This is a genomic window from Martinezella calliandrae, assembly GCF_030272695.1.
Taxonomy (GTDB): Bacteria; Pseudomonadota; Alphaproteobacteria; order Rhizobiales; family Rhizobiaceae; genus Rhizobium; species Rhizobium calliandrae.
Genome location: NZ_JARFYN010000017.1, coordinates 25,093 through 38,414 on the forward strand (window position 1 = coordinate 25,093; position 13,322 = coordinate 38,414).

18 protein-coding genes are annotated in these 13,322 nt (G+C 59.4%); 11 read left to right on the forward strand and 7 right to left on the reverse strand.

All coding sequences use genetic code 11. The features are described from left to right. Nucleotides 1-147 precede the first annotated feature (147 nt). On the forward strand, nt 148-444 hold the full coding sequence (locus PY650_RS14825; protein ID WP_285880103.1) for a type 2 periplasmic-binding domain-containing protein: 297 nt from the start codon (nt 148-150) through the stop codon (nt 442-444). A gap of 281 nt (nt 445-725) precedes the next feature. Further along, on the forward strand, nt 726-932 hold the full coding sequence (locus PY650_RS14830) for a type 2 periplasmic-binding domain-containing protein (RefSeq protein ID WP_120704940.1): 207 nt from the start codon (nt 726-728) through the stop codon (nt 930-932). 54 nt (nt 933-986) lie between these two features. Here the strand turns inward: PY650_RS14830 and PY650_RS14835 are convergent, their stop codons facing one another. Together PY650_RS14835 and PY650_RS14840 are read right to left on the reverse strand one after the other, a co-directional pair. Next, nucleotides 987-1,265, reverse strand: a complete 279-nt coding sequence (locus tag PY650_RS14835) for a DUF1330 domain-containing protein (protein WP_120704941.1) — start codon at nt 1,263-1,265, stop codon at nt 987-989. Between the two features lie 134 nt (nt 1,266-1,399). Continuing rightward, nucleotides 1,400-2,149 carry an SDR family NAD(P)-dependent oxidoreductase gene (locus tag PY650_RS14840; protein WP_285880105.1) on the reverse strand — a complete coding sequence of 250 codons (750 nt, stop codon included), beginning with the start codon at nt 2,147-2,149 and terminating at the stop codon, nt 1,400-1,402. Between the two features lie 211 nt (nt 2,150-2,360). Here PY650_RS14840 and PY650_RS14845 point away from each other — a divergent pair, with 211 nt between their 5' ends. The 3 genes from PY650_RS14845 (at nt 2,361) to PY650_RS14855 (ending at nt 4,201) form a co-directional block, all read left to right on the forward strand. Further along, nucleotides 2,361-2,717: a hypothetical protein gene (locus PY650_RS14845; RefSeq protein ID WP_285880106.1), complete on the forward strand. Its 357-nt coding sequence runs from the start codon at nt 2,361-2,363 to the stop codon at nt 2,715-2,717. A 227-nt stretch (nt 2,718-2,944) separates the two neighbouring features. Continuing rightward, nucleotides 2,945-3,133, forward strand: coding sequence for a hypothetical protein (locus tag PY650_RS14850; protein WP_205587394.1), 189 nt, complete (start codon nt 2,945-2,947; stop codon nt 3,131-3,133). A 435-nt stretch (nt 3,134-3,568) separates the two neighbouring features. After that, nucleotides 3,569-4,201, forward strand: a complete 633-nt coding sequence (locus PY650_RS14855) for a glutathione S-transferase family protein (protein ID WP_285880107.1) — start codon at nt 3,569-3,571, stop codon at nt 4,199-4,201. Nucleotides 4,202-4,431: 230 nt separating this feature from the next. Here PY650_RS14855 and PY650_RS14860 read toward each other — a convergent pair whose 3' ends face one another. The 3 genes from PY650_RS14860 to PY650_RS14870 form a co-directional block, all read right to left on the reverse strand. Then, entirely contained in the window at nt 4,432-4,629 is a 198-nt protein-coding gene (locus tag PY650_RS14860; RefSeq protein ID WP_285880108.1) for a hypothetical protein, read from the reverse strand. A gap of 102 nt (nt 4,630-4,731) precedes the next feature. Further along, complete coding sequence (locus PY650_RS14865) at nt 4,732-5,154, reverse strand: nuclear transport factor 2 family protein (RefSeq protein WP_162950176.1); 423 nt, start codon at nt 5,152-5,154, stop codon at nt 4,732-4,734. A gap of 500 nt (nt 5,155-5,654) precedes the next feature. Then, nucleotides 5,655-6,197: a hypothetical protein gene (locus PY650_RS14870; RefSeq protein WP_285880110.1), complete on the reverse strand. Its 543-nt coding sequence runs from the start codon at nt 6,195-6,197 to the stop codon at nt 5,655-5,657. 201 nt (nt 6,198-6,398) lie between these two features. Between PY650_RS14870 and msuE the strand changes: the two genes are divergently transcribed. The 3 genes from msuE (at nt 6,399) to PY650_RS14885 (ending at nt 9,041) form a co-directional block, all read left to right on the forward strand. Next, nucleotides 6,399-6,989 (forward strand): FMN reductase, encoded by a 591-nt coding sequence (gene msuE / locus PY650_RS14875; RefSeq protein ID WP_285880289.1) that lies wholly within the window; start codon nt 6,399-6,401, stop codon nt 6,987-6,989. A gap of 65 nt (nt 6,990-7,054) precedes the next feature. Then, nucleotides 7,055-7,771, forward strand: a complete 717-nt coding sequence (locus PY650_RS14880; RefSeq protein WP_285880112.1) for a hypothetical protein — start codon at nt 7,055-7,057, stop codon at nt 7,769-7,771. A 310-nt stretch (nt 7,772-8,081) separates the two neighbouring features. Further along, on the forward strand, nt 8,082-9,041 hold the full coding sequence (locus tag PY650_RS14885; RefSeq protein ID WP_285880113.1) for a helix-turn-helix domain-containing protein: 960 nt from the start codon (nt 8,082-8,084) through the stop codon (nt 9,039-9,041). 9 nt (nt 9,042-9,050) lie between these two features. Here the strand turns inward: PY650_RS14885 and PY650_RS14890 are convergent, their stop codons facing one another. Beyond that, nucleotides 9,051-9,347 (reverse strand): putative quinol monooxygenase, encoded by a 297-nt coding sequence (locus tag PY650_RS14890; protein ID WP_120704951.1) that lies wholly within the window; start codon nt 9,345-9,347, stop codon nt 9,051-9,053. An 88-nt stretch (nt 9,348-9,435) separates the two neighbouring features. Beyond that, nucleotides 9,436-9,792 carry a putative quinol monooxygenase gene (locus PY650_RS14895; protein WP_120704952.1) on the reverse strand — a complete coding sequence of 119 codons (357 nt, stop codon included), beginning with the start codon at nt 9,790-9,792 and terminating at the stop codon, nt 9,436-9,438. 240 nt (nt 9,793-10,032) lie between these two features. On the opposite strand from PY650_RS14895, the gene PY650_RS14900 reads away from it, so the two are divergent. The 3 genes from PY650_RS14900 to PY650_RS14910 all read left to right on the forward strand — a co-directional run bounded on the left by PY650_RS14900 (nt 10,033) and on the right by PY650_RS14910 (nt 12,918). Continuing rightward, nucleotides 10,033-11,226 (forward strand): MFS transporter, encoded by a 1,194-nt coding sequence (locus PY650_RS14900; RefSeq protein ID WP_285880114.1) that lies wholly within the window; start codon nt 10,033-10,035, stop codon nt 11,224-11,226. A gap of 62 nt (nt 11,227-11,288) precedes the next feature. Continuing rightward, entirely contained in the window at nt 11,289-12,032 is a 744-nt protein-coding gene (locus tag PY650_RS14905) for an SDR family NAD(P)-dependent oxidoreductase (protein WP_120704954.1), read from the forward strand. 142 nt (nt 12,033-12,174) lie between these two features. Next, on the forward strand, nt 12,175-12,918 hold the full coding sequence (locus PY650_RS14910) for an SDR family NAD(P)-dependent oxidoreductase (protein ID WP_120704955.1): 744 nt from the start codon (nt 12,175-12,177) through the stop codon (nt 12,916-12,918). The last annotated feature ends 404 nt before the right edge of the window (nt 12,919-13,322 follow it).

Below are 13,322 nucleotides of genomic sequence, written 5' to 3' on the forward strand. Positions count from 1 at the left end.
CCCGGACACGGGGGACTGTTCAACCTGATCGGCATGCTCCCGGACACGCTGCGTGACGAGAACCAACTCATCGTCGCCGTGGGCAATTACGTGATTGCCCACGGCCGGTTCTAGGGCAACGCCCGACCCGCCGCCGATATCGTTCGAATGGAAGACGGTGAGCTCGCCGAGCACGGGGTATGCTCCAAGACGAAGCACCAAAACCAAACCGCCACCAGCAAGGTGTTTCTCGACCATGCGCGCGCAGCGCTCGTTCAAGTTGAGGCGACGATCGAGGCGACGCGACGTGCGGCAGTGCCAGCCAAAGCGTCTTTGGGTCTCGACTTCCTAACCGGCTACGAATTTGACTGGCTGCCCGCGATCATCCGCATCATGTGTGACGAGCTACGCCATGTTGAGATTGTCATTCTCAGCCCCTCATCGCCCGATCTTGTAGACGACTGATGCGGGGCAGGAATGATCTTGCCTCCCCCGGCATGAGCGCAATGCGCCGAGAATCGTCTCCACTCGGCTGACCGACGAGCCGCCTATCGTGTTGATGCCAGTGGAGTACCATCTGACGGAGCGCAGCACCATCACCCCGATAACGTAACGGGCGGGCAATTTGTCGGTGTTCTCCATGACAAATCGCCAGCGTTGAGAGCGGTGGCTGACGCCTAGCGGATCAAGCTCGGTATTGATCTCACCTCTGATCAATACCGAGCTTGACCCGCGGAATTGCTCCGATGCCGCTCTACGCGCTCGATCTGTCGCCTTCCACCGTCGTCAGTAGACCGCTTGCCGGCGTACCGCCGACGATCGACCTCTCACTCGGCGACAAAGAAGCCAACACGTCGCCCCTTCCAAAAGCCATCGAATCAAAGATCGGCGAACTCAAATTCGCCGATCCTTGGCTCTTGCGTTCCCTGAGGGGCGACCGGACATGGGCGTAGCGTAAGCGGAGACGCTGCGGAACCACGCCTAATTCAGCCGTGCTTCTAGATGCATCAACCCAGAAGCCGGAAACGGCAGTCGATGCCGAGCGCGCGGTCGCCGAATGTCGCCTGATAGCCGGGAGAGTTGTACCAAGCCGTCGCGGTCTCGCGATCAGCGAAACGAATGATGGCACCGTTCGTAAAGGCTGGCTCGCCGGTCAAAACATCCCAAGCGCCGCCAGCGATAAACTCGCCGCCATATTCCTTCAGAACGGGACCCGCTGCGGTGGAGTAGCGATCCTTTGCCTCGGGGTCCTTCACAGTCAGTTCGACTACAACATAAGCACTCATTTCGTTCTCCGATCTTCAAATCTAAAGGGAATCGTTGTTACTGAGTCGTCTGGAGTTCGACTCGCTACCCGGCTTAGGAAGCCGAGTGTGCGGTTATGGCGGGCCGGGCTACAGCCCGGCCCTGGCTTTCTGGGTCAGCCTGCTGACTTACCGCCGTCGACGGTCAGGATATGACCGGTGACGAAGCTGGCGTCGCCCGAGGACACGTAGAGGATGGCCCGTGCGATCTCGTCAGGCTGGCCGACCCGCTTCTGCGCATTGAGGCTGGCGAGATACGCCTTGACGTCCTCGCCGCCTCCAGTGAAGCGGTCAAGCATGCCGGTCTGGATCGGCCCCGGCGCAACCGCGTTAACCCGGATTCCCTGCGTCCCGACTTCCAGCGCGACCGACTTGGTCAAGCCTTCCACGGCATGCTTGCTAGCGGAGTAAATCGATGCGCCAGCACCACCTTCATGACCGAAGGTCGACGAGATGTTGACGATGCTCCCACTGCCCTGAGCCTGCATCACACGCAACTCATGCTTCATGCTGAGGATCGTGCCGAGGACATTGGTATCGAAAGTCGCGGCATAGGTTTCCGCGGTCTGCTCGACAGCCGGGCCGGGTTGCCCCTCGGTGCCGGCGGCATTGACGGCGATGTCGAGCCGGCCGAAGCGCTCGACGGTCGCATCGACGAGCGCACGAACATCGTCCTCATGACGGACATCGGCGCGAACGAATTCGGCCTCCGCACCGACGGTGCGCAACTCGGCGACGAGAGCCGCCCCAGCGTCGTCATGGCGGCCGGAAGCAACGATCTTAGCTCCCTTCTGTGCAAAGGCGAAGGCGGTGGCGCGAGCGATGCCTGTGAGGGCGCCGGTGATCAGGACTACGGGCGTATTCATATTCATTTCCTTTCGAAGCGGCGTTCTAGTGGCCATGCCTGAGTGGTCTGGATTGGTAGCCGCGTGGTTTGGGACGTGAGTAAATTCGGCTGGAAAACCTAGCCGGTGAAAAGGAAATAGGACTTGAAGGCTCCCGTGAGAAAGACTTTGTTTCTTGGACTCCATGCCTGAGAGGTATGATCGTGGATTTACGCCGCCCCCCGATATTTCATTGCCGTCGCCGAGGAAGGCAGCCGGAACACGCGCCGATTGCACGCTATTATCGGCGGAGCAACGGATAGAGGGACGAAAAGGGCGCGATCTTCACATTGGGAAGGTGCGCCTGCCATCGCTTGTGATTCTTCGCGATACCATTCTGGCGAGCGCAGGCGCCGCCTTGCTGGCAAAGTTCGTAGCCGCTGACGACATCGAGGTGGGCCGACCCGCCTACTGGGGAACACATGCCAGCCCATTGGTCGAGATCTGGGCGCTCCAGAGCTCGCGCCGTCTCATCGGCGCTAAGGCTCGTGCTTTCCTGGACGTGATCGAAAAGGCATTCCCGGAGAAGATCCTTATCCCTCCAACCTGAGGGAGGGGTGGATCGCGGCGAAAGCTAAGCCGCCAACCTTGGAATGGTACACTCGAGCGATCTTAAGAATCGGGGCTGGTCGATATGACGACCGATTAGCAGACAGGTATTCAAACTCCGTGTTGGAGATTCCAATTTTTCGATGAGCTTCGATGTTGCCGCGCCGCTGCTTGGCAACTTAGGACAGATCGGCCGCCCACGGGGCCGCCCCTGACTGAGCGCAAGCTATGATGGTCGCGCCGTCCGGCAAGACCACGTCCGATAAAGGCCGTGGATCAAGCTTCGCCCGTGGCCGCGTGACAAGCGTGCTGGCCAATCGTCTCATCATCAGCCGCACCCAGTTCTGTGCAGTGAAGGCCTACATGTTCGCTCCCGAAACCGACAACGCCGACGTAAAGAGATTTACCGATCATTGAAAGGACCGCCGGTACCGTCTCTGGTGCGGCGGCGCGTCCACGTCAACGTGAACGCCCGAACCGCTTCCAACCGATGGAGGATCATGTTCCGAGTTGATCAGCGGGCTGAGCCAAGCCAGCTTCAACTCACCTACGTTCCAGCTGGGTCTACCGGCGTGGTTGATACCATACTCCGAAAGCATGGACGATCGACCTACAAAGTCTTTTCCAACGCAAACACGGCTGCCTATGTTGATGCTTACAGGGCGTCGAGATAGCGATGCCCCCTAACGCAGAGAAAGGGAAATTATCATTTTTCTTCAATCATCTGTGGTTTCGCTGCTGCTATCATCTTTTTTGTACTCACACCCTCCAGAGGCCCGCAGCCCGCTCGTCTGTGGTCACCTCTCGTCATACCTGCTTCGCATCAGCGTGGCATCAGAAAGGAACAATGAAATGAAACTCTACCACTCCAAGGGTTCACCCAATTCACGTCGCGTCCGCATCCTAATCGCTGAGAAGGGTCTCGACGTCGAACTTGTGCCAGTAGATCTCGGGATCCGGGAGCAGGCGTCAGACGCTTATAAGGCGATCAACCCGCGTCAGGTCGTCCCGACGCTCCTTCTCGACAATGGCATCGCGATCGGCGAAGTACCGGTCATCCAGCGCTACCTTGAGGAAGTTTCTCCGGAAAAGCCGCTCTTTGGAACGACGCCGGAAGAACGGGCCGTGGTCGGCATGACTGACCGCCGCATCGAGGCGGAGGGCTTCGCTTCAGTCATGGAGGCGATCCGAAACACCGTGGCCGGGCTCAAGGATCGGGCGATCGCCGGCCCGCACAGCTACGCTCAGATTCCCGACCTAATTGTTCGCAGCAAGCAGCGTGTTGCGAACTTCTATTCCGACCTCGAAGCGTCACTCAAGACGTCTGCCTACGTCGCCGGCGCTGATTTCTCTATTGCCGACATTACAACACTCGTGACGATCGATTTTGCGACGAACGCAATCTCGATGCCAATCCCGGAGACCGCGGTGGCGGTGAGGGCCTGGTACGAAAAGGTCGCGGCACGTCCCTCATCGCAGGCCTAGTCGGTGGTCCTGTCGGGAGGTTGGTCGGCGTACGCAAAAAGTCCGACCTCTCGACATCCAAGGAAGTCAGCGCAGCACGAGACACGCGCTTGCATTGCATAAAAACAATATAGCTCGTTTTGATTGCGAGCCTTCTGCATCGAGCCTTTTGAAGATTGAAACGGCCCTCTGTCGGAGTACTTCGCAGTTCCGCCATGTCGTACGTTTGAGTGTGGCCTTGACACCTTGAGTTAGGGATTCGTTATCGTTCCCAACCGGTCGCTCAGCACTCCACCGCCAACAACGAGGGAGGCAAGAGCGAGCAGGCAGGCGCTCGAGAGCCATTGCACGGCGGAAAGCGGCCCGGCAAGATCCAACTGGATGGTCGGCAGCGCGACGTTCACGATAGAGGCGTCGACAAAGTCGATACTGTTGCCGAAGATGCTCACCAGCAGTGTCAGGGAGTTTCTCGAACTGGTAGGAAGCCACCCATCGGGGGTGGCCGCCTCATGAGGCAAGCTGTTTTCCGTTCCGATCGTGATGAGGTTGGCTTAGGCGGCGGCGCGGGTCAGGCCGTGGGGAATCTTCAAGCTGTCGAGAAGAGCCTGCGGCTCGAAGTACGCTACCCAGATGTTTATGGCTTTACCGTCCCGGACTGTCCAGTGCTCCGAGATCTTAATCATCTCGTCCCGACCGGTGAGACCGAAGTTCACGAGCGCGATGGCGTTCTCGCCGTTGGCGAAGAAGACGTCGTAGCTGAAGCGGCCGAAGTCGAGAACGTCCGGCAGGTTGGGGAGCACCTGCTCGCGAAAGAACGCGCCTCCATGATGGACGCCGCCCCACGGGAGGTAATTTGGTGCAGTGGTGACGAAGTCATCGTGGAGATACGAACCGAAGTCCGTGAGGCGCTTTTCGACGCCGGCCTGGTAATAGGCGTCCACGACTTCAAGCGTGTTCTTGGTGGTCGAGATCATGTCCATTCCTCGGTCCTTTCTGATCGATCTGGAAGCAGAATCCGGACATGACGCAACGCGTCGTCAGGTATTCTCGATGAACGATGTAGGCCCTGACGGCACTGTTTTATTGAAAGCTTGTGCAGGTTTTGAAGTTTCGCGATCAAAATTCGGAAAACGAAAGCACTACGACTGCAATCGTTGCTTACTCGACCTCACGGCACTATCCCGTACTAGGACTTTTGAGGATTCGAGCATGGACAATTTCTCAACCACCCTATGGGCGCTGGTCGAGTGGGGACAGCCTGCGATGGCGCTCCTAGGTGTAGGCAGCCTCACGATAGGCACCGCTACAACGGTAGCATATGGCCTCTTCAAGTGGCTCGGCGAGAAAAGTGGATCGATCAGAAATTGGCAAATCAGCTCGAACTGTTCAAAAGTGAGCAAGCGCGGGAGCTTGAACACTTGCGATTGAAGATCAACCGCGCTTTTCGAAGAAAGGGGGCGAACTATTGGGCGCCCTACCTACCCGACAAAAGCATCGGTGTGTTCTCGATGACTAATTCCAACTGCGCATGCTCGCGGCTTCCGATTTTCGGAATTCTCTCGAAAGCCCTTCGTAAGACCTCGACGCCGTTGATAGTCCCAGCGGTCAGCATGAGGTCCGCGAAATCCACGACCCAGGCCCACAATTCCGGGCGCTTGAGTATGGAGGCCGAGACTGCCATGTAAGTGTCGAAGCTCCCTTCTCGCCCCAGCTCAATGAGGTGTGGCTGCGCTTGCAGGCGATAGTCAAAATGCCCGAGGGACATCTCGTCCGATCCCCCGTTAACGCTACCCCAGTGCAGCAGATCAGCAGCCATTCCGGCGCTGAAGACGAGAACCATGGCCGAGCGGGATTCCTTAGTAAGGATTTCGGCGGTCTGCCACCTCACATGACCGCGGCCATGCTCGCTTTCCTCGATGCTCATTACGGTGACATGGAAGCCGCATGCCATTGCCATAACCGCATGGCCAGCTTCATGGTAGGCGGTGATGGTGGACTGGTCTCGTTGCGATGCCATTTGTGTTCTTCCAGTGAGTCGGTGCTTCCAGTGTCTCACAATGGATGTCGGCCATCTTCAAAATCCGCAGTTTCTTTCAATCAGGCCCGGCCCCGTTAGACTAACTACGTTACACAGAATGCGGTTCAGCGCGAGCTGATACCTGGAGGCGATGCGATGAACATCTCAGTTGTCGCGGGAAGACCCCGCCCATTTCTCGGAATGCCGATTTTGAACGCACACCAGCCTATGAAGATCGTCGGTCTCGCCGGCAGCCACAGCAAACCGTCGAAGACGCTGGCACTTGTCGACTACATCTGCACGAGAGCCGAGACCCAGTTCCGTCTTGAAAAGACGACGTTCGACATGATGGGCGTCGGTCCCTCCCTCGGGACGTCGATGAGCTTTGGCGACCTCGACGCACAGGCGCAGTTCGCCGTCGATCTGATGCTGGCTGCCGACGTTCTCGTAGTCGGAGCGCCGACGTACAAAGGCAGCTATCCTGGCCTTTTCAAACATCTGTTCGACTTGCTCGATCCAGCCAGTCTGCGTGGCAAGGTGATCGTTATCGCGGGTACGGGCGGCGGCGACCGACACGCCCTAATCGTCGAACACCAGCTCAGGCCGCTTTTTGGCTTCTTCATGGCCCATACCGTGGCGACGTCTATCTACGCCTCCGACAAGGACTTCGAAGCTTACACCGTCCGATCGGAAGCCTTGGCGAGCAGGGTCGACGAAGCGATGAGCGACATCGCCGCCTTCGTCAGACCGGGCACGCCAAGGCGTCTGCTTGATCTCGGGCCGCTTGCCTAGACTTGAGGGGAACTAAATTGCGATCGGCGCCGGGGGGCGAACGAAACGCAATCCGGAGAAAGTAGATGAATCATATGCCGTTGTCGTTTCCGATCGGCGGGCAGCGCCCGGCCAAATACGAGATTGAGGACCGTATCCGCAGATGGCGGGCGGGGCCCGAGCTCTTTGCCGTCCAAACAGTGACGCAACTACGCACTTGGTCGGATGATGCCTTGGACGCCTTGGGTGAGATACCTCTTCCCATGAACTACAACGCCGAAACGGACCGGTTCGAGGTTCTCACCTGGGCTGAGGCGGTGCGCGTCGTCGGGGACGAACTCGACGCTCTCGAAAACCCTGATCAGCTCTCCGTCTTCGCGGGTCCCGCGATCTCGAAGGAGATTGCGTTCCTGCTCAAGATCTTCCTCAGGGCTTTCAGATGGCGATCGGTGCCACCGACCGTCGACACGCGGGATACTCAGCTTCTGGAGCCACGCCATCGACATCTGGTAAGGGCTGTTTCTCATGTGGGGGAGCGCTCTGCCGGCAAAATGCTTGTCGACGCCCATAGCTCGGAACTTGATCTCGCTGTCCACATCGACGCCCGCGTCAACCGCAACCATTTGGTCGCAGCCAAACATTCGGTGATTCTACCGGCGTTCGAGTTCCTTGAAACCCCGGCGACGGAAAGCGACCATCGGCTGACTTTCGCAGAAATCCATCGCGAACCGTGCCTCGCCTATCTTCCTTACCAGGCTGTGACCGCAAGGCGGGACCCGAAATCGTCGCGACGATCGCCTTGACCACGGCCCGCACTCGCGGCGCTTTCGAGTGGCAGCGCATGGCCGACGACTTCGACGAGATCCGCGCTGAGATGGCGAAAACACGCTCCTCGACCTCATGCCTGGGGTTACGAGGCGTAGCGGTCGGCCGCTGACGCGATTCTTCGCTCGCCATGCCTGATGGGCATGCCGGTCCATCTTACAAAGTCTTTTTCAACGCATAGGAGACGACCTAAACCTCTCCCCGGCTTATAGACACCATGTCGCACGCACGATCGCCGGCACCGCTGGTGATGCTCTCGCGGCATGCCATCCTGAGAGGATAGGTGTGATGAACGTCGTTACGAGAAACACTTCGCCACGCGCGATGGTCCTGCCGCCCTCCCTTGGTTACGTCTTCTCTGCTCCGTCTGACGAGTATCGCGAGATTTGTCGCCACAATGGGCCTACTTACCAGGGAGCGACCGTCGAGAAGCGGCACGCGCACTCATGGGACGGCGTTTCCGCATCGCTCGACAACGTCGTCGCCGAGGGCGGCTACGGGGTATCGCTCGACAGCGAGCATCCAGTCATCGTCATCGTTCTTGAAGAGGTCGGAGGGGTTCTACAGCTCTTGGATAGAGCGTCGGTTCCCCGTCACACGGCGGCTGAACATGGTACGATCAGCGTGGTTGCGGCAGGGGCGCAGGTCGACATCGCGACAAAGGAATTGCGCTATCTCCGGCTTCTCACTTTGAGCGTGGACCCTTCGATGTTCACGCGCCCGGTTCGCGACGCGGTCTCGTTCCTGAATAAAACCAGACTGTCGTTCGGCGATCACGACGGCCTCGCACTGGCAGAACTGATTGCTGAAGAACTTCGCGCGCCAGGGGTGAACGATACCCTTTATCTGGAGAGTCTCACGTCAGCCCTGCTGGTGGCGCTATCGCGCGTAGACGCCCAAAAGACGAAACCTCGCTATGTCCGCGGCGGCCTGGCTCCGACACATTTGCGTCGGGCCCAGGAACTTATGCTTCAAGAGGACGCCCAGCCGCTGAAACTGCAGGACGTCGCCAAGGAGCTCGACATATCCCAAGCGCATCTTTCCAGAGCGTTCAAGATGTCAACTGGGCAATCTCCGCATCAATGGCTCATCGAGCGCAAGATCGCGAAGGCCAAGGCCCTCCTGGTCGAGGGAGAAATGGCTCTTTCGGAGATCGCCTTAAAGTTGGGCTTCTGCGACCAGGCCCATTTCACGAGAGCCTTCCGAAAGAGCACCGGATTGACGCCGTTGGCATGGCAGCGGTTGTAAAAGCGGCCGTCAGGCCGCAGTCAGCACGTTGACAGTAATTCTCGCCAGGGCCGGTTTGACTGTGGCAAGAAACGCGTTGAGATGAGCGGACTTCATGTGGGCGTCGAGCTTTTCCGGCGCTTCCCACTTCTCGATCACCAAGAACCTGTCCGGCCCAATCTTGTCTCCACCGTCGGCGTCGACGACGGGTTCGTATTGGATGCAACCGTCTTCCCTCAGCGTCGCTGGGCGCATCTTCTTGAATTCTTCGAGAATGAAGTCCCGTTTTCCGGGGTTGGCAGCAAGCGTCGCGACGACGTGTATCATTGAGGCGTTCCTTCAGTTATTGGTCGCGTGCACCTATACCTGTAGAAACCGCGCGTGGATTGCAGGTTCTTGATCCAAAGGCGTGGCCTCAGGCGACCTCGAGGTCCTGGTTTTCCAGCAGAGCGTTGCACTCGACCGCGCCGAGATCGTCCGATAGCTGCCGTTCGTTCACAGTCGCGACGGCGATGTGTTCTCCGAGCGCAGACAGGAATGTTGCGATACGGGCATCTCGCCGGCGCGTCTCTAATGAAAGTTTCGAGGCCCAACGAATGACGATGGTTATTTCGGGGCCATGTTCCAGTGGCGGGTTCAAGGCGTCGGTGACGAATCCAAAGTGCAAGCAGTCCGGATCCAGCCGGACAGGTTCCACGACCGCCTCGAGATACCGAAGCACCACCCCCATTCTCTGCCGTCTGACGCGAACAGTCGCAACGATCTCGATCATGTTAGCGTCCCTCGTTCGATTGGTGAAGCCAAGCCGGTTCGAGGGCCGGCTTCTTGTACCATTCTGAGGTGAAGTCCAGACGAAGGCTCAGGCCTTCTCGCCGACGCGCAGGCTTCATGCTCGAATTGTTCTACGAATGTCAGCATTGCGCAATAAGGACGACCGTCTGGCCCATATTTCGCGTTAGCAACCAACAGGGTTCATGCGAATGATCTCGCTCTTGTAACCGGCAGCTTTGCTATGAACATCACTTTCGGACGCTCCGCGAGCTTCCTCATCTCGGGAGCGGTTGTCGCCCATACTCTTTGGACGAGCGCCGCCCCTGCAATGACGTACCCAATCTACGCCAGGGAATGGCACCTTAGTCCCGCGGTGACCACCGGGATCTTCGCGATCTATCCGGTCGTGGTCGTCCTCGTGCTGATCCTATCTGGCGACATCTCGGATTATATCGGACTGCGGGCCACGATGCTTTCCGGCCTTCTCTTCTCGATAGCGGGAGTGCTGCTCTTTGCACTCGGTCCGAACGTTGTCTGGATTTATGGAGGCCGCACGCTGATGGGGGTCGGCGTCGGGCTTTCGGCCACGCCGTCCGCCGCCGCCATGGTCGAGTTCGCCAGCTTGCGCGGAAAGTCTTCGGCCAGCGCCGCAATAGCCGCCTGTCAGGGGGTCGGCCTCGTGGCTGCGGCACTGGTGGGCGGTGCGTTGATCCAATATGCGCCCTACCCCACCCGTTCAAACTTCTGGGTCTTGTTTGCCGTTCTGTCCACGATCTTTGCGTTCACGGCCGGTCTGCCGAGGCACACTCCGAGTGAAGAGAAAGGGCCGTGGAAAATCCGGCCCGTCTCGGTGCCGAAGTCGCTGCGGCCGGTCTTTGCGGTTTCAGCCTTTGCGATGTCGCTGTCGTATGCCCTGGGCGCGATCACGCTTTCCCTGGGTGCGCAGATCGCCATCGAACTGGTAGGATCGACGAACTCCCTCGTGAACGGCGCCATCATAGCGTTGTTCTCTTCGACGTCGGCGGTCGTCTCGGTCGCAGGGCGCAAGCTGCCTCCCAGCCTCGCTATCCTGCTGGGCTCGATCGCTTGCATCTTATGCGGCGGGTTTCTTGTCCTCTCCTCGCTCTCCCATTCGCTGGCCCTCTTCACGTCGTCGATGATCACAGCGGGCATTGCCTACAGCATGCTGTTCTCCGGAGGGCTCGGCCTGATCTCGGCGCATGCCCCCGCCCATCACCGTGGCGGCGCCATATCCGCGCTTCTCCTGTCGGCCTACCTCGTTCAGGGCTGCATGGCCTTCGTACTCGGCCTACTGGCCACGGCAGCGGGCCTCACCATCGCGATCGAAGCCGGAGCCGCGGTCCTTGGGGTCATCGCCTTTGCAACTATCACCCTGGCGCTCGCGACCGGCCCGGGCAGAAGCAGCGCCTACTAGCACGGGCGGACCTACACAACGGTCCGCCTTCACCTCAACCTCGAAATATCAGGAAAACTGCTATGTCCCAGACAGTTCTCATCACGGGTGCCCTTTCCGGCATCGGCCGCGAAACCGCCATCGCTTTCGCACAGGAAGGCTACAACGTCGCCGTCTCCGGCCGTCGCCAGGAGGCCGGTGAGGAGTTTGCAACCGAGCTTCGCCGGCTGGGCGCGGCGGCCGAGTTCGTGCTCGCCGACGTTTCCATCGACGAGGGCGTCCGAAAGATGGTGGACATGGTCGTCCATCGTTTCGGTTCGATCGACATCGCCATCAACAACGCTGGAACGGAGGGCAAGCCGGGACCGATCGTCGAGCAGACGCGGGAGTCCATTACCTCAGTATTCGAGACGAACGTCGTCGGCGTCCTCCTGAGCCTGAAGTACGAGCTCAAGGCAATGATGGAGCAGAAGCGCGGAAGCATCATCAACATCTCGTCGACGATGGGCCGGACCTCGTTCCCAAACCAGGGCGTCTATGCGGCGAGCAAGCATGCGGTCGAGGCGCTCACCAAGACGGCCGCCCTGGAAGGAGCGCCGTTCGGTATCCGGGTCAACACGGTCGCTCCCGGACCGACCGATACCAACATGCTTCACCGTCTTACCGGGGGTGCGGACGGCATCGCGAAGATGACCGCCGGTATTCCGCTTGGTCGTGCAGGAACGCCACGGGAAGTGGCGGATGCATGCGTCTTCATTGCGTCCGACAAGGCGAGCTTCATCACTGGCCAAGTGCTCGGCGTGAACGGGGGCCGGCTGTTGGGCTAAACCTTGCCACGCTCTTCGATCATGCTCGTGAAGCATGGCTACAAACATACAAAGTCTTTCACTAACTGTCTGCGAAGTCATACCTTTCTGTTCAGGGAAGCCACTCCGGCATTGCCTCCATATATAGAAAGGAACTATCGCTATGGCTAAGTTTTCAGGTAAGACTGCGCTCGTTACGGGCGCGTCGCGTGGCATCGGTCGCGCAGCAGCACTCGCTCTCGCCGAAGGTGGCGCGAAGGTCTTCGTCCACTACAGCCAAGGCGTCGACGAGGCCGAGGCCGTCGTCAACGAGATCCGCAGCAAGGGCGGCGAAGCAGAGAAGTTCAAGGCTGATCTTTCCGCCGCAAATGGACCGCACGAGCTCGCCGAGCAGGTAAAGAAGGCGACCTCGAAGCTCGACATCCTGGTCGCGAACGCGGGTATCTCCAAGGCCGCCTCAATCGAGGAGACGCGGGTCGAGGATTTCGACAGACAGTTCGCGGTGAACGTGCGCGCGCCGTTCTTCCTCGTGCAGCAGCTCCTTCCGATCCTTAGCGACGCCTCGAGCGTGGTGCTCGTGTCCTCGCTGGCTGCGCGTGCGGCGGTCGGCACTCTCTCGGCCTACGCTGCAACCAAGGGCGCGATCGACACCCTCGTCAAGCATTTCGCGTCGGCTCTGGGCGAGCGCGGCATCCGAGTGAACGCTGTTGCTCCCGGCGTCGTGGCGACGGACATGTCGAGCTTCGCGAAAACCGACGCCGGCAAGGACTTCACGCTAAGCATCCAGGCGATGAAGCGCGTTGCCCAGCCGACAGACATCGCCGGTGCTATCGCTTTCCTGGCGTCCGATGACGCACAGTGGGTCACGGGGGATACGCTCCGCGTCGACGGCGGCTCGAAGCTCTGATCTGAAAGAACAAAAACAGGCGCCCTTCCACATGCGGGAGGGCGCCTGTTTCACGGACGTCCTGTCCTACCGGCAAGGCGCCGGGCGATCACGGCTCCGTTGGCGGACGAGCGAGCCGAATCCTTGGAGGTCGAGGGGGGCAGCCTCGGGACGCCGCGTAGCCTGGGCCACGAAAACGAGGATAGGCGCAACTGCATTGAAGGCATTGAAGGATTCGAGCTCATTTTGTGGAAAGCCGATGGAAACAGTCGGGACTTCACGGCTATGCCCAGCAGCGGCAGTCGTCGCTTCCGAGCCGAGTTGCAAATCTGCTGGCCGGCCGCATCTCGGTTTCATGATACTAGATGCGCCCTCTGGCCCACCGACTGGCGGAGCAAACCCGGTACGGGGGATCTCACCGGAAG